Below are 15,647 nucleotides of genomic sequence, written 5' to 3'. Positions count from 1 at the left end.
TGACGTTTCCCATGTTGACCATCGCACTGTCCAAGGGCCGCATCCTTGACGACACCCTGCCGCTTCTGGCTGAAGCGGGCATCGTGCCGACCGAGAATCCGGACAAGAGTCGCAAGCTGATCATTCCCACGACCCAGGAAGATGTACGCCTGCTGATCGTGCGTGCCACCGATGTGCCGACTTACGTCGAGCATGGTGCCGCCGACCTCGGTGTCGCCGGTAAAGATGTGCTGATGGAATACGGCGGCCAGGGCCTGTACGAGCCGCTGGACCTGCAAATTGCCCAGTGCAAGCTGATGACCGCCGGCAAGGTCGGCGCGGTAGAGCCCAAGGGCCGCCTGCGTATCGCCACCAAGTTCGTCAACGTTGCCAAGCGCTACTACGCCGAACAGGGCCGTCAGGTCGACATCATCAAGCTCTACGGTTCGATGGAGCTGGCGCCGTTGATCGGCCTGGCGGACAAGATCATCGACGTGGTCGACACTGGTAATACGTTGCGGGCCAACGGTCTGGAGCCACAGGATTTCATTGCTGCCATCAGCTCCCGGCTGATCGTCAACAAAGCTTCGATGAAGATGCAGCACGCCCGTATCCAGGCGTTGATCGACACCCTGCGCAAGGCAGTGGAGTCTCGACACCGCGGCTGATTCACCTGCGCGACGTTAAGTCGCGCCCGTCTATCCGCCTCATAGCCAGAATTCTCAGGTGCCCAAGCGGAAACGACTGCTAAGTTAGGGCGCCTGAGTTTTTGCCATTCCTATGAGGCTCTCGCTATGACCGCACTGACTGCAATTCGCCGACTCAACGCTGCTGACCCGGATTTCGCGCATCATCTGGATCATCTGCTGAGCTGGGAAAGTGTGTCTGACGACTCGGTCAATCAGCGGGTGCTGGACATCATCAAGGCTGTGCGTGAACGAGGCGACGCGGCACTGGTGGACTTTACCCGCCAGTTCGACGGCCTGGACGTGAAGTCCATGGCCGACCTGATCCTGCCGCGCGAGCGTCTGGAATTGGCACTGACGCGCATTACCGTGGCTCAGCGCGAAGCGCTGGAAGTCGCTGCCGCCCGTGTGCGCAGCTACCACGAAAAACAGAAGCAGGACTCCTGGAGCTACACCGAGGCCGACGGCACCGTGCTGGGCCAGAAAGTCACGCCGCTGGACCGTGCCGGCCTGTACGTACCGGGTGGCAAGGCGTCGTACCCGTCGTCGGTGTTGATGAACGCGATTCCGGCCAAGGTCGCAGGTGTCACCGAAGTGGTCATGGTCGTGCCGACCCCGCGCGGTGAAATCAATGAACTGGTGCTGGCCGCTGCCTGCATCGCCGGTGTCGATCGTGTGTTCACCATCGGTGGCGCTCAAGCCGTTGCCGCATTGGCTTACGGCACCGAAAGCGTGCCGAAGGTCGATAAAGTGGTCGGCCCGGGCAACATCTATGTCGCCACGGCCAAGCGCCACGTGTTTGGCCAGGTCGGAATCGACATGATCGCCGGTCCCTCCGAGATCCTCGTGGTGTGCGACGGCCAGACCGATCCGGACTGGATCGCCATGGACCTGTTCTCCCAGGCCGAGCACGACGAAGACGCCCAGGCGATTCTGGTCAGCCCCGACGCCGAATTCCTCGACAAGGTCGCCGCCAGCATCGCCAAGCTGATGCCGACCATGGAGCGCGCCGCGATCATCGAAACCTCGATCAATGGCCGTGGTGCACTGATCAAGGTGCGCGACATGGAGCAAGCCATCGAAGTGGCCAACCGCATCGCGCCGGAGCACCTCGAATTGTCCGTTGCCGATCCACAAGCCTGGCTGCCGCAGATCCGCCACGCCGGCGCGATCTTCATGGGCCGCCACACCTCTGAAGCCTTGGGCGACTACTGCGCAGGTCCCAACCACGTGTTGCCGACCTCCGGCACCGCGCGTTTCTCCTCGCCGCTGGGTGTGTATGACTTCCAGAAACGCTCGTCGATCATCTTCTGTTCCGAGCAGGGCGCTTCCGAGTTGGGCAAAACCGCTTCCGTGCTGGCCCGTGGCGAATCGCTGACCGCCCACGCGCGTAGCGCCGAGTACCGCATCGTCGACGAAGACTTTCCACAAGGGCAGGGGAACTGAACATGAGTAAATTCTGGAGCCCGTTCGTCAAGAATCTGGTGCCTTACGTCCCGGGCGAGCAGCCGAAGCTGGCAAAACTGGTGAAGCTCAACACCAATGAAAATCCGTACGGTCCATCGCCAAAAGCCTTGGCCGCGATGCAAACCGAACTGAACGACAACCTGCGTCTGTACCCGGACCCGAACAGCGATCTGCTGAAGAACGCGGTCGCCAGGTACTACGGTGTGCAAAGCAATCAAGTGTTCCTCGGCAACGGTTCCGATGAAGTGCTTGCGCACATCTTCCACGGTTTGCTACAGCACGATCAGCCGCTGTTGTTCCCGGACATCAGCTACAGCTTCTACCCGGTCTACTGCGGTTTGTACGGCATCAAGTTCGACGCGGTGCCGCTGGACGAGCAGTTCCAGATCAACCCGGCGGACTATGCCAGGCCCAACGGCGGGATCATCTTCCCCAACCCGAACGCGCCGACTGGCTGCCTGTTGGCGCTGGAAGCGGTGGAGCAGATTCTCAAGGCAAGTCCGGATTCGGTGGTGGTGGTCGACGAGGCCTACATCGACTTCGGTGGCGAGACGGCAATCACCCTGGTGGACCGTTATCCGAACCTGCTGGTGACCCAGACCCTGTCCAAGTCCCGTTCCCTGGCGGGCCTGCGGGTTGGATTGGCGGTCGGCCATCCGGACCTGATCGAGGCGCTGGAGCGGATCAAGAACAGTTTCAACTCCTATCCGCTGGATCGCATGGCGAATGTCGGCGCTGCCGCCGCGTTCGAGGATCGCGAGTATTTCGACAAGACCTGCCGGTTGGTGATCGAGAGTCGCGAGAAGGTCGTTGCGCAGCTGGAGGGAAAGGGCTTTGAAGTGCTGCCATCGGCGGCGAACTTCATTTTTGCCCGTCACCCCCGACACGATGCGGCGGGGCTTGCGGCGAAGCTGCGCGAGCAAGGCGTGATCGTCCGGCACTTCAAGCAGGAGCGGATTGCCCAGTTCCTGCGGATCTCCATCGGTACGCCAGAGCAGAATCAGGCGCTGATCGACGGCCTGGGCGACTTGTAAACTACCGCTGACCCCTGTAGGAGCGAGCTTGCTCGCGATGGTGTCTCAGATACATTGATGTTGACTGACACACCTTCGCGACCAAGCCCGCTCCCACAAGGGTTTGTATTAGCCGCTTACTCTTCTTCTTTTTCCTTGATCGGAGCCGGCGGCGGACGCAGGCCGACTTCAGCTGTCAGCTTGAGCTCCTTGCCGTTGCGCATCACCTCGATTGCGACCTTGTCGGTCGGCTTGATCCGCGCTACCTGATTCATCGAGCGACGGCCATCACCGGCCGGTTCGCCATCGATGGCAAGAATCACATCACCCAGTTGCAGACCGGCCTTCTGTGCCGGGCCATCGCGGAAAATTCCCGCCACGACAATGCCTGGGCGACCGGACAAGCCGAACGACTCGGCCAGTTCCTGGGTCAGCGGCTGCACCTCGATACCCAGCCAGCCACGAATCACCTGGCCGTGCTCGATGATCGACTTCATCACTTCCATCGCCAGCTTCACGGGGATTGCGAACCCAATGCCCTGGGAGCCCCCGGACTTGGAAAAGATCGCCGTGTTGATACCGGTCAGGTTGCCGATGGCATCCACCAGCGCACCGCCTGAGTTGCCCGGGTTGATCGCCGCATCGGTCTGGATGAAGTCTTCGTAGTTGTTCAGGCCCAATTGATTGCGCCCGGTGGCGCTGATGATGCCCATGGTTACGGTCTGGCCGACGCCGAACGGGTTGCCGATGGCCAGCGCGACATCGCCGATGCGGATGTTGTCGGAACGCCCCACGGTGATCGCCGGCAAGTTTTTCAAGTCGATTTTCAGAACCGCGAGGTCAGTCTCCGGGTCGCTGCCGATCACTCGCGCCAGGGTTTCCCGGCCGTCCTTGAGCGCCACCACGATCTGGTCGGCACCGCTGGTCACGTGGTTGTTGGTCAGGATGTAGCCTTCCGGGCTCATGATCACGCCGGAACCGAGGCTCGACTCCATGCGTTTCTGCTTGGGCGAGTTATCGCCGAAGAAGCGACGAAACTGCGGATCTTCGAACAGCGGATGGTTGGGTTTGTTGATGACTTTGGTGGTGTACAGGTTCACCACCGATGGCGCGGCGGTGGATACCGCTTCGGCATAAGACACCGGACCCTGCTGCATGCTGGTGGTTTGCGGCGCTTGTTGCAGATTGACGTCGAGGCTCGGGAGCCCGACCCACTGCGGGTAACGCTGGATTATCAAAAGAGCGACAAGCACGCCGGCCAACAGCGGCCAGCCGGAAAAACGCAGCGCCTTGAGCATTAAGCAGTTCCTGAGAGAGTTGCAGGCGGTCTGAGACCGCTCATAATGACGCGCATTATACGAGGCCGCGCGCGCCTCTGAACGGGATATTTAGGAGTCTTTTATGGCCGTCGCCCTGAGCACCCTGGTCGAAGAAGCCGACCGCTACCTCAACAGCGCCAAAATCGCCGATTATTGCCCCAACGGCCTGCAGGTCGAGGGGCGGCCACAAGTGATGCGCATTGTCAGTGGCGTCACCGCCAGCCAGGCCCTGCTCGATGCGGCCGTGGAGGCCAACGCAGACCTGGTGCTGGTGCATCATGGCTACTTCTGGAAGGGTGAAAACCCGTGCATCACCGGCATGAAGCAGCGTCGCTTGAAGACCCTGCTCAAGCACGATATCAGCCTGTTGTCCTATCACCTGCCGCTGGACCTGCACCCGGACGTCGGTAATAACGCGCAGCTCGCGCGACAGCTCGACATCACCGTCGAAGGACCGCTGGATCCGGACAACCTGAAGATTGTCGGCCTGGTCGGCTCGCTGAACGAGCCAATGATGCCCCGGGATTTCGCCCGCCGCGTCCAGGAAGTGATGGGGCGTGAGCCACTGTTGATCGAAGGCAGCGCCATGATCCGCCGCGTCGGCTGGTGCACCGGTGGTGGCCAGGGTTACATCGATCAAGCCATTCTGGCGGGTGTCGATCTGTACCTCAGCGGTGAGGCTTCCGAGCAAACCTTCCACAGCGCCCGGGAAAACGACATCAGCTTCATCGCCGCCGGTCACCATGCGACCGAGCGCTACGGCGTTCAGGCGCTGGGGGATTATCTGGCCCGTCGGTTTGCGCTGGAGCACATCTTCATCGATTGCCCGAATCCGATCTGACGAAACGCTATCCCTGTAGGAGCGAGCCTTGCTCGCGATGTACCCGAGAACAACGCGGGGTGTCAGACTCCCAGCGTTATCGTTGACGACCATCGCGAGCAAGCTCGCTCCTACAGGGGGTGAGCCCAAACAGGCAGGCATATTCATATGCTCTTTCGATCTAGTTGGCGTCCTGATTAGAAGGGGGCGCTGTGCTAGGATCCCCGCTCGAACACGGCCCGGTGGCCGTTCATAAGAAAGTTTTCGTGAGTAGCCATGGTCGACAAACTGACGCATCTGAAACAGCTGGAGGCGGAAAGCATCCACATCATCCGCGAGGTGGCCGCCGAGTTCGATAACCCGGTGATGCTGTACTCCATCGGTAAAGACTCCGCCGTGATGCTGCATCTGGCACGCAAGGCGTTCTTCCCGGGCAAGCTGCCGTTTCCGGTGATGCACGTCGACACTCGCTGGAAATTCAAAGAGATGTACAGCTTCCGCGACAAGATGGTCGCCGAGCTGGGCCTCGACCTGATCACTCACGTCAACCCGGACGGCGTGGCGCAGGACATCAACCCTTTCACCCACGGCAGCGCCAAGCACACCGACATCATGAAGACCGAGGGCCTCAAGCAGGCACTCGACAAGTATGGTTTCGACGCAGCATTCGGCGGCGCCCGTCGCGATGAAGAGAAATCCCGCGCCAAAGAGCGCGTCTACTCGTTCCGCGACAGCAAGCACCGCTGGGATCCGAAAAACCAGCGCCCCGAGTTGTGGAACGTCTACAACGGCAAAGTCAACAAGGGCGAGTCGATCCGCGTCTTCCCGTTGTCGAACTGGACCGAGCTGGACATCTGGCAGTACATCTACCTTGAAGGCATCCCGATCGTTCCGCTGTACTTCGCCGCCGAGCGTGAAGTCATCGAGAAGAACGGCACGCTGATCATGATCGACGACGAGCGCATCCTCGAACACCTGAGCGACGAAGACAAAGCGCGCATCGTCAAAAAGAAAGTGCGTTTCCGTACCCTTGGTTGCTACCCGTTGACGGGCGCGGTGGAGTCCGAGGCCGAAAGCCTCACGGACATCATTCAGGAAATGCTCCTGACGCGAACTTCCGAGCGCCAGGGCCGTGTCATCGACCACGATGGCGCCGGCTCGATGGAAGACAAAAAACGTCAGGGTTATTTCTAAGGGGTTGTCATGTCGCACGCATCTGATTTGATCAGCGAGGACATCCTCGCCTACCTGGGCCAGCACGAACGTAAAGAGCTGCTGCGCTTTCTGACCTGCGGTAACGTCGACGACGGCAAGAGCACCCTGATCGGGCGCCTGCTGCACGACTCCAAGATGATCTACGAAGATCACCTGGAAGCCATTACCCGCGATTCGAAAAAAGTCGGCACCACCGGCGAAGACATCGACCTGGCGCTGCTGGTCGACGGCCTGCAGGCCGAGCGTGAACAAGGCATCACCATCGATGTCGCGTACCGCTACTTCTCCACCGCCAAGCGCAAATTCATCATCGCCGACACCCCAGGCCACGAGCAGTACACCCGCAACATGGCCACCGGTGCCTCCACCTGTGACCTGGCGATCATCCTGGTCGACGCCCGTTACGGCGTGCAGACCCAGACCCGTCGCCACAGCTTCATCGCCTCGTTGCTGGGCATCAAGCACATCGTTGTGGCCATCAACAAGATGGACCTCAAGGACTTCGACCAGGGCGTGTTCGAGTCGATCAAGGCTGACTACCTGCAGTTCGCCGAAGGCTTGAAGATGAAGCCCACCACGATGCACTTCGTGCCGATGTCTGCGCTGAAAGGCGACAACGTGGTGAACAAATCCGAGCGCTCGCCGTGGTACACCGGCCAGTCGCTGATGGAGATCCTCGAGACCGTGGAAGTGGCGGGCGATCGCAACTTCACCGACCTGCGTTTCCCGGTGCAGTACGTCAACCGTCCGAACCTGAACTTCCGTGGCTTCGCCGGTACGCTGGCCAGCGGCATCGTCAAGAAGGGCGACGAAGTCGTGGTCCTGCCGTCGGGCAAGAGCAGCCGCGTGAAGTCCATCGTCACCTTCGAAGGTGAGCTGGAACATGCAGGTCCTGGTCAGGCGGTAACCCTGACCATGGAAGACGAGATCGACATCTCCCGTGGCGACCTGTTGGTGCATGCCGACAACGTGCCGCCAGTCACCGACAGCTTCGAAGCGATGCTGGTGTGGATGGCTGAAGAGCCGATGCTGCCGGGCAAGAAATACGACATCAAGCGTGCCACCAGTTACGTGCCGGGCTCCATCGCCAGCATCGTCAATAAGGTCGACGTGAATACCCTGGAAGAAGGTCCGGCCAGCGCGTTGCAGCTGAACGAAATCGGCAAGGTCAAGATCGCGCTCGATGCGCCGATTGCCCTCGACGGTTACGACAGCAACCGCACCACCGGCGCCTTCATCATCATCGACCGCTTGACCAACGGCACCGTTGGCGCGGGCATGATCGTCGCCCAGCCTTTGGCCCATGGCACCAGCACGCACCACGGCAAACTGGCCCACGTTGCCACCGAAGAACGCGCACAGCGCTTCGGCCAGCAACCGGCCACCGTGTTGTTCAGCGGCTTGTCGGGCGCGGGCAAAAGCACACTGGCGTATGCGGTTGAACGCAAGTTGTTCGACATGGGCCGTGCGGTGTTCGTGCTCGATGGCCAGAACCTGCGTCACGACCTCAATAAAGGTCTGCCGCAGGATCGCGCCGGGCGTACCGAGAACTGGCGTCGTGCCGCGCACGTGGCGCGTCAGTTCAACGAGGCTGGTCTGCTGACCCTCGCTGCGTTCGTTGCCCCGAGTGCCGAAGGACGTGAACAGGCCCGGGAACTGATCGGCAAGGAGCGTCTGCTGACGGTCTACGTCCAGGCTTCGCCGACGGTCTGCGCCGAGCGTGATCCGCAAGGTTTGTACGCGGCGGCCGGGGATAACATCCCGGGCGAGTCCTTCCCGTACGACGTGCCGCTGGATGCCGACCTGGTGATCGACACCCAGTCCGTATCGCTGGAGGAAGGCGTCAAGCAAGTGCTGGGTCTGCTGCGTGAGCGTGGCGCGATCTAAGCCTTAGCCGGAAATGAAAAACCCGCCGATGAGTGATCATCGACGGGTTTTTTTATGTCTGGTAATCAGTCAAAACAAACACTAAACCTGTGGGAGCGAGCTTGCTCGCGATAGCGGCGGATCAGTCGACATCAATGTTGAATGTCAGTCCGAAATCGCGAGCAAGCTCGCTCCCACAGGGGATTAGTGTTTGCCTGGGAATTCGTGGTGCATCTGGTCCAGCAACGCATCCTTGTCCTGCCACAACTGATTGATCCAGCCCTGAAACTGCAGGCGGTATTCACCGTCCTGGTCGTAGTTCTTGCCGATGAACTGCGGCGGGATCTTCAGCTCTTCAAAGTGCACCACCACGTCCGCAACGTTCCCGCACAGCAAATCCCAGAAACCCGGGCGCCCGGCGGGGTAGTGGATGGTCACGTTGACCAGGGATTCAAGCTGCTCGCCCATCGCATCCAGCACAAAGGCAATGCCGCCGGCCTTGGCCTTGAGCAGGTACTTGAAGGGTGACTGCTGTTGCTTGTGCTTGCCCTCGGTGAAGCGCGTGCCTTCGACGAAGTTGAAAATGCCCACCGGGTTGTCGCGGAATTTCGCACAGGTCTTGCGGGTGGTTTCCAGGTCCTTGCCTTTCTTCTCCGGGTGCTTTTCCAGATAGGCCTTGGAGTAACGCTTCATGAACGGAAAGCCCAGCGCCCACCAGGCCAGACCGATCACCGGAACCCAGATCAGCTCCTGCTTGAGAAAGAACTTCAGCGGCTGAATGCGCCGGTTTAGCACGTATTGCAGCACCAGGATGTCGACCCAGCTCTGGTGGTTGCTGGTGATCAGGTACGAATGCTGATAGTCGAGGCCGTGCAGGCCGCTGATGTGCCAGCGTGTGCGGCGTACCAGGTTCATCCAGCCTTTGTTGACGCTGATCCAGGCTTCGTGGGTATGGCTCATCAGCCAGCCCGCGAGGCGCTGGGTGAGGGCGAACGGCAATACCTTGACGAGTGCCACGCAGAACAGGAACGAGCAGAGCAGAATCGTGTTCAGTGCCAACAGCAGCGAGGCGATCACGCCCCGCAGCGCAGCAGGTAGGAAGTCCAGCATTTACACATCCATAGGTCGGTTGGCGGCTTGAATCGCGGTCAGGGCGATGGTGTAGACGATGTCATCGACCTGCGCGCCGCGGGGCAAATCGTTCACCGGTTTGCGCAAGCCTTGCAGCATCGGCCCGAGGCTGACGCAGTCGGCGCTGCGCTGTACGGCCTTGTGCGTGGTATTGCCGGTGTTGAGGTCGGGGAACACGAACACCGTGGCACGCCCGGCCACCTGACTGTTCGGCGCCAATTGTCGGGCCACGTTTTCATTGGCGGCGGCGTCGTACTGCAAGGGGCCATCGATCAGCAGCGAGTGCTGTTGTTCGTGGGCGAGCAGGGTCGCCTCGCGGACCTTCTCTACTTCTTCGCCGCTGGCCGACTCGCCGCTGGAGTAGCTGATCATCGCGACCCGTGGCGTGATGCCGAACGCGGCGGCCGAATCAGCGCTTTGCAGGGCGATCTCGGCCAGTTCACTGGCGCTCGGGTGCGGGTTCATCACGCAGTCGCCATAGACCAGCACCTCTTCCGGAAACAGCATGAAGAACACCGACGACACCAGGGTGCAGCCTGGCGCCGTCTTGATCAGCTGCAGGGCCGGGCGGATGGTGTTGGCGGTGGTGTTGATCACGCCTGAGACGAGGCCGTCGACTTCATCCAGGGCCAGCATCATGGTACCGATCACCACGGTGTCTTCCAGTTGCTGCTCGGCCATCGGCGCATTGAGGCTTTTGCTTTTGCGCAGCGCGACCATCGGCTCGACATAGCGCTCGCGGATCAAGTCCGGATCAATGATCTCCAGGCCCGGTGGCAACTCGATGCCCTGGGCGCGGGCGACGGCCTGCACGTCCTCTGGCTTGGCCAGCAGCACACAGCGAGCGATGCCGCGGGCCTGGCAGATCGCGGCGGCCTGCACGGTGAACGGCTCGCTGCCTTCGGGCAACACGATGCGCTTGTTGGCTGCCTGGGCGCGCTGGATCAGTTGATAGCGGAACACCGCTGGCGACAGACGCATCTCCCGCGGTGTGCCGCAGCGCTGATGCAACCAGTTGGCATCGAGGTGGCCGGCGATGAAATCGGTGATGATTTCCGCGCGCTCGCGGTCATCGATGGGGATTTCCTTGTTCAGGCCATTGAGCAGATTGGCGGTGTCGTAGGAGCCGGTACTCACCGACAGCACCGGCAAACCAGCCTGCAGGGCACCACGGCACAGGTCCATGATGCGTGGGTCGGGCAGGGTGTCGCTGGTCAGCAGCAGGCCGGCGAGCGGCACGCCGTTCAAGGCCGCGAGGCTGACAGCGAGGATGATGTCGTCGCGGTCGCCGGGGGTCACCACCAGCACGCCGGGCTTGAGCAACTCCACGGTGTTACGCATGGTGCGGGCGCAGATGATGATCTTGGTCATGCGCCGGGTTTCGTAATCACCAGCGTTGAGCACTTGCGCGCCCATCAGGTCGGCGACGTCGCGGGTGCGCGGGGCGTTCAGTTCCGGCTGGAACGGAATGCAGCCGAGCAAGCGGAAATCACCACTGCGCAGCAACGGCGAATGCTCTTTCAGGCGCGTGGCGAAGGCCTCCATGCTTTCTTCGGTCTTGACCTTGTTGAGGATCACACCGAGGACTTTCGGGTCTTTCGGGCCGCCGAACAACTGCGCCTGCAACTCGACGCGACCGGAGAGCTCGGTCAGCACTTCGTTTTCCGGTGCCGAGACCAGGATCACCTCGGCGTCGAGGCTCTTGGCCAGGTGCAGGTTGACCCGCGCGGCATAACTGGCGCTGCGGGTCGGCACCATGCCTTCGACGATCAGCACATCCTTGCCGATGGCGGCCTGCTGATAAAGGGTGATGATTTCTTCGAGCAACTCATCGAGCTGGCCGTCGCCGAGCATGCGCTCGACATGGGCCAGGCCCAGGGGTTGGGGCGGTTTCAAGCCGTGGGTGCGCGCCACCAGTTCGGTGGAACGTTCCGGGCCCGTGTCGCCCGGATGCGGCTGGGCAATCGGTTTGAAAAAACCGACCTTGAGCCCGGCCCGCTCAAGGGTGCGCACCAGCCCGAGGCTGATGGAGGTCAGACCCACACCAAAATCGGTGGGCGCGATAAAAAAAGTTTGCATGCGGATTCTCTGAAGGAGCATGGCAAAGGTGATCATCTATATCTGACGATCTACCGAAATTCAGTCGCCAAGGTTATCGCTAACCGAGCCCTGTGCGCACCAACCGCAAGCAAAGGGTTGGCCTATTTTTTCAAGGCGTTGCACAGGGTCCATGACCCAGGCGCGGGATTGCCAGGGTGGCTGGTGCCGCAGGTGCTGGGTGTGGCCGCAGGAAAGCTCGGCCACCCAGTGTCCGTCCTCGTCCTGATGGAAGCCTGTGATCGTCGAATCCCGTCTGTCCGGGTTGTGTTCGCTTTCGGACGATTGCTTCGCTAAACTTGGCCTTTCAATTTTCCTATGCAAAAGGTCTCGCCCCATGCTGATCGCCGCCAATAAGGCTGTCTCCATCGACTATACCCTGACCAACGACGCTGGTGAGGTCATCGACAGCTCCGCCGGCGGCGCGCCGCTGGTCTACCTGCAAGGCGCAGGCAACATCATCCCTGGCCTGGAAAAGGCTCTGGAAGGCAAGGCTGTCGGCGACGAGCTGACCGTAGCCGTTGAACCGGAAGACGCTTACGGCGAATACGCCGCCGAACTGGTCAGCACCCTGAGCCGCAGCATGTTCGAAGGCGTCGACGAGCTGGAAGTGGGCATGCAGTTCCACGCTTCCGCTCCGGACGGCCAGATGCAGATCGTGACCATCCGTGATCTGGACGGCGACGACGTCACCGTTGACGGCAACCACCCGTTGGCCGGTCAGCGCCTGAATTTCCAGGTCAAGATCGTTGCCATCCGTGACGCCAGCCAGGAAGAAATCGCTCATGGTCACGTCCATGGCGAAGGTGGCCATCACCACTGATTTCTGCGCTAAGCTCAGATAACTGGAGAGGCGCCTTGTGGGCGCCTTTTTAGTCTGCGGCCGTCCCTGATGACACCGCCAAGTGGCTGTTTCGAGAAGAACACGGGAATCTGGAGTACGCCATGAGTGCTTTTCACGACCTTAAATTGACAGCCCTGGATGGACAGGAGCTACCTCTGGCGCCTTTCAAAGGCCAAGTCGTACTGGTGGTCAACGTCGCCTCCAAATGCGGCCTGACCCCGCAGTACGCGGCGCTGGAAAACCTCTATCAGCAATTCAAGGCCAAGGGCTTCAGTGTCCTGGGCTTGCCGTGCAACCAGTTTGCCGGGCAGGAACCGGGGACCGAGCAGGAAATCAAGGATTTCTGCAGCCTCAACTATGGCGTGACCTTTCCGTTGTCCAGCAAGCTGGAAGTCAACGGGCATGAACGTCATCAGTTGTATCGCCTGCTGGCGGGAGAGGGCGCGGAATTTCCCGGCGACATCACCTGGAACTTCGAGAAGTTCCTGCTGGGCAAGGACGGGCGTGTGCTGGCTCGGTTCTCGCCACGCACGGCGCCGGATGATCCGACCATTGTTCACGCGATCGAAAAAGCCCTGAGCTGACATCCCCCCTCTCCCTCTGTAGGAGCGAGCTTGCTCGCGATGGTTGTAGGAACACCGCGGGGCATCAGACCGCCAGCGTTATCGTTGACCACCATCGCGAGCAAGCTCGCTGCTACATCACCCAAATCAATAGTGCTGTTCAGTACGCGCGAACCTCCATATTATCATCGTCATAAAGTCATTCCCTGTGGAGCGTCCCATGCCCGTCAAAGCCCTGTTCAAACCGTTCCACCTCGGCACCCTCGAACTGCCGACCCGCGTCGTCATGGCGCCGATGACCCGTTCCTTTTCTCCAGGCGGCGTGCCTAATTCCAAAGTGATCGAATACTACCGTCGCCGCGCCGCAGCCGGCGTCGGCCTGATCATCACCGAAGGCACCACCGTCGGTCACAAGGCTTCCAACGGCTACCCGAACGTTCCGCATTTCTATGGCGAAGCAGCCCTGGCCGGTTGGAAGAAAGTCGTCGATGCCGTTCACGCCGAAGGCGGCAAGATTGTTCCGCAGTTGTGGCATGTGGGCAGCGTGCGCCGTATCGGCACCGAGCCGGACGCCAGCGTGCCGGGTTATGGCCCGTCGGAAAAACTGAAGGAGGGTCAGGTCGTGGTTCACGGCATGACCAAACAGGATATCCAGGACGTGATCTCCGCGTTCGCCCAGGCCGCCAGGGATGCCCAGAGCATCGGTATGGACGGCGTGGAAATCCACGGTGCCCACGGTTACCTGGTGGACCAGTTCTTCTGGGAAGGCAGTAACCAGCGTACCGACGAATATGGCGGCAGCCTGGCCAACCGTTCGCGCTTCGCCATTGAATTGATTCAGGCCGTGCGTGCCGCGGTCGGTGAAGGTTTCCCGATCATCTTCCGTTTCTCCCAGTGGAAGCAGCAGGACTACACCGCACGTCTGGTGCAAACCCCTGAAGCCTTGGGCGAGTTCCTCAAGCCGTTGGCCGACGCGGGCGTGGACATTTTCCACTGTTCGACCCGTCGCTTCTGGGAGCCGGAGTTCGACGGTTCCGAGCTGAACCTGGCTGGCTGGACCCGCCAACTCACCAGCAAACCGACCATCACCGTGGGTAGCGTCGGCCTGGACGGCGAGTTCCTGCAGTTCATGGTCAATACCGACAAAGTCGCGCAGCCCGCCAGCCTGGAAAAACTGCTGGAGCGGCTGAACAACGATGAATTCGACCTGGTGGCGGTCGGTCGTGCGTTGCTGGTGGACCCGGACTGGGCGCAGAAAGTGCGCGACGGCCGCGAGGAAGACATTCTGCCTTTCAGCCGTGAGGCGTTGATGACGCTGGTTTAAGCGGCGACCGGGAAGGCCTTATCGCGAGCAAGCTCGCTCCCACAGGGGATTTGTGTACGACACAGAACCAATGCAGGAGCGGGCTTGCTCGCGAAGACTGACTCAAGAACACTGCAAAATCAGGGAACAGTCGGCGCATTCGGCACCACCATCTCCCCGGTACAGGCCCCGCGCAACTGTCCCTCGAACTGCTCGATAATCGTCGCCCAGCCCTGGCGACTGGCATGCTGGCGCGCATTGAGCCTGACATTGCGCAACGCTTCCCTTTCCTCCAGCAACCATGCCGCGGCATCGCAGAATGCTTCTTCATCCCCCGGCATCGCCAGTACGCCGTTGTAGCCATGACGAATATGCTGGGCCGCCGCCGCCTGGTCGTAGGCGACCACGCCGAGCCCGGAGGCAAGTGCTTCAAGCACCACATTGCCAAAGGTTTCGGTCAGGCTCGGAAACAGAAACACGTCGCCCGACGCGTAATGACACGCCAGGGCTTCACCCCGTTGGGTGCCGCAGAAAACCGCCTCGGGCATTTCGTTTTCCAGTTCCTGGCGCTGCGGGCCATCGCCGACCACGATCAGTTTCAGCGTGCGCTGGGGATAACTCGCCTTGAGGGTATTGAAGGTGCGCTTGAGCAGGCCAAGGTTTTTTTCCGGGGCCAGGCGTCCGACATGAATGACGGCGATGTCTGCCTCGGCCAGCCCCCATTGCTCGCGCAGGGCATTCAAGCGTTTGGCCGGGTGAAACAATTCGCTGTCGACCCCTCGGGACAGCAGCGCCAGGCGCTCGAAATGCCGCCGCTCAAGTTCCATGCGTTGGCTGACGCTGGGCACCAGGGTCATGGTCGAGCGGTTGTGGAACCAGCGCAGGTAGTGAGTCAGCAGGCGCGTGAGCAAACCAAGCCCGTACTGGTTGGAGTACTGCTGGAAATTGGTGTGGAAACCGCTGACCACGGAAATTCCCAGTCGCCGTGCCGCACGCAACGCAGAGAGACCCAGCGGGCCCTCGGTGGCGATGTAGAGCACATCCGGGCGGTGACGCGTCCAGCGCCGCAGCAGCTTGTGCATCGACGACTGACCCCATTGCAGGCCGGGATAGCCCGGCAGTGGCCAGCCGCGGCACAGCAGCAATTCATCGTCGCTGCCCAGTTGCTGGTCGCAGCCCTGACGCGGCCGCACCAGTTCCACTTGATGCCCGCGCGCGCGCAAACCGTCGCACAAGCGACCAAGGGTATTGGCCACGCCGTTGATTTCCGGTGGGAAGGTTTCGGTGATCAGGGTGATATGCAGAGCTGTCGTCATGACCCCAGTGTCGGCTGGGGCCATGTCG

The 15,647-nt window shown here is 61.0% G+C and carries 14 protein-coding genes; 9 read left to right on the top strand and 5 right to left on the bottom strand.

The genetic code is table 11. From position 1 onward, the window contains the following. Positions 1-11: 11 nt before the first annotated feature. From hisG to hisC, 3 genes are all read left to right on the top strand, one after another. Complete coding sequence (gene hisG / locus AC3WTM_RS01190; protein ID WP_008018703.1) at positions 12-647, top strand: ATP phosphoribosyltransferase; 636 nt, start codon at positions 12-14, stop codon at positions 645-647. A gap of 126 nt (positions 648-773) precedes the next feature. After that, on the top strand, positions 774-2,111 hold the full coding sequence (gene hisD, locus AC3WTM_RS01185) for a histidinol dehydrogenase (RefSeq protein ID WP_102669090.1): 1,338 nt from the start codon (positions 774-776) through the stop codon (positions 2,109-2,111). A gap of 2 nt (positions 2,112-2,113) precedes the next feature. After that, a complete protein-coding gene (hisC, locus tag AC3WTM_RS01180) occupies positions 2,114-3,166 on the top strand; it encodes a histidinol-phosphate transaminase (RefSeq protein ID WP_102669091.1) in 1,053 nt (350 codons plus the stop codon). Between the two features lie 116 nt (positions 3,167-3,282). Here hisC and algW read toward each other — a convergent pair whose 3' ends face one another. Continuing rightward, positions 3,283-4,443, bottom strand: coding sequence for a Do family serine endopeptidase AlgW (gene algW, locus AC3WTM_RS01175; protein ID WP_102669092.1), 1,161 nt, complete (start codon positions 4,441-4,443; stop codon positions 3,283-3,285). 103 nt (positions 4,444-4,546) lie between these two features. Between algW and AC3WTM_RS01170 the strand changes: the two genes are divergently transcribed. The 3 genes from AC3WTM_RS01170 (at position 4,547) to cysN (ending at position 8,386) form a co-directional block, all read left to right on the top strand. Continuing rightward, a complete protein-coding gene (locus AC3WTM_RS01170; protein ID WP_102669093.1) occupies positions 4,547-5,305 on the top strand; it encodes a Nif3-like dinuclear metal center hexameric protein in 759 nt (252 codons plus the stop codon). Positions 5,306-5,560: 255 nt separating this feature from the next. Next, positions 5,561-6,478 carry a sulfate adenylyltransferase subunit CysD gene (cysD, locus tag AC3WTM_RS01165; RefSeq protein ID WP_008046199.1) on the top strand — a complete coding sequence of 306 codons (918 nt, stop codon included), beginning with the start codon at positions 5,561-5,563 and terminating at the stop codon, positions 6,476-6,478. 9 nt (positions 6,479-6,487) lie between these two features. Continuing rightward, positions 6,488-8,386 carry a sulfate adenylyltransferase subunit CysN gene (gene cysN / locus AC3WTM_RS01160; protein ID WP_102669094.1) on the top strand — a complete coding sequence of 633 codons (1,899 nt, stop codon included), beginning with the start codon at positions 6,488-6,490 and terminating at the stop codon, positions 8,384-8,386. A 183-nt stretch (positions 8,387-8,569) separates the two neighbouring features. Here the strand turns inward: cysN and yihG are convergent, their stop codons facing one another. From yihG to AC3WTM_RS01145, 3 genes are read right to left on the bottom strand one after another with little or no spacing between them, the layout of a single operon-like run. Next, on the bottom strand, positions 8,570-9,475 hold the full coding sequence (gene yihG / locus AC3WTM_RS01155) for a 1-acylglycerol-3-phosphate O-acyltransferase, YihG family (protein WP_102669095.1): 906 nt from the start codon (positions 9,473-9,475) through the stop codon (positions 8,570-8,572). Further along, positions 9,476-11,575 carry a phosphate acetyltransferase gene (gene pta, locus AC3WTM_RS01150; protein ID WP_102669096.1) on the bottom strand — a complete coding sequence of 700 codons (2,100 nt, stop codon included), beginning with the start codon at positions 11,573-11,575 and terminating at the stop codon, positions 9,476-9,478. Positions 11,576-11,635: 60 nt separating this feature from the next. Continuing rightward, the gene (locus AC3WTM_RS01145; RefSeq protein ID WP_057716672.1) at positions 11,636-11,962 is read right to left on the bottom strand and encodes a DUF3565 domain-containing protein; all 327 of its coding nucleotides are present in this window, start codon (positions 11,960-11,962) and stop codon (positions 11,636-11,638) included. Here AC3WTM_RS01145 and AC3WTM_RS01140 point away from each other — a divergent pair. The 3 genes from AC3WTM_RS01140 to AC3WTM_RS01130 all read left to right on the top strand — a co-directional run bounded on the left by AC3WTM_RS01140 (position 11,931) and on the right by AC3WTM_RS01130 (position 14,324). Further along, positions 11,931-12,416 carry an FKBP-type peptidyl-prolyl cis-trans isomerase gene (locus tag AC3WTM_RS01140; RefSeq protein ID WP_007942189.1) on the top strand — a complete coding sequence of 162 codons (486 nt, stop codon included), beginning with the start codon at positions 11,931-11,933 and terminating at the stop codon, positions 12,414-12,416. The two genes, AC3WTM_RS01145 and AC3WTM_RS01140, sit on opposite strands and share 32 nt — an antisense overlap. 122 nt (positions 12,417-12,538) lie before the next feature. Continuing rightward, complete coding sequence (locus AC3WTM_RS01135) at positions 12,539-13,021, top strand: glutathione peroxidase (protein WP_056728393.1); 483 nt, start codon at positions 12,539-12,541, stop codon at positions 13,019-13,021. Positions 13,022-13,220: 199 nt separating this feature from the next. Further along, on the top strand, positions 13,221-14,324 hold the full coding sequence (locus tag AC3WTM_RS01130; protein WP_102669097.1) for an NADH:flavin oxidoreductase: 1,104 nt from the start codon (positions 13,221-13,223) through the stop codon (positions 14,322-14,324). Positions 14,325-14,443: 119 nt separating this feature from the next. Here the strand turns inward: AC3WTM_RS01130 and AC3WTM_RS01125 are convergent, their stop codons facing one another. Next, positions 14,444-15,643, bottom strand: coding sequence for a glycosyltransferase family 4 protein (locus AC3WTM_RS01125; RefSeq protein WP_102669098.1), 1,200 nt, complete (start codon positions 15,641-15,643; stop codon positions 14,444-14,446). Positions 15,644-15,647 lie beyond the last annotated feature (4 nt).

The sequence above is a fragment of the Pseudomonas sp. EU05-FHT14B02 genome, assembly GCF_058791055.1.
This window is presented reverse-complemented; position numbering and strand designations above follow the sequence as displayed.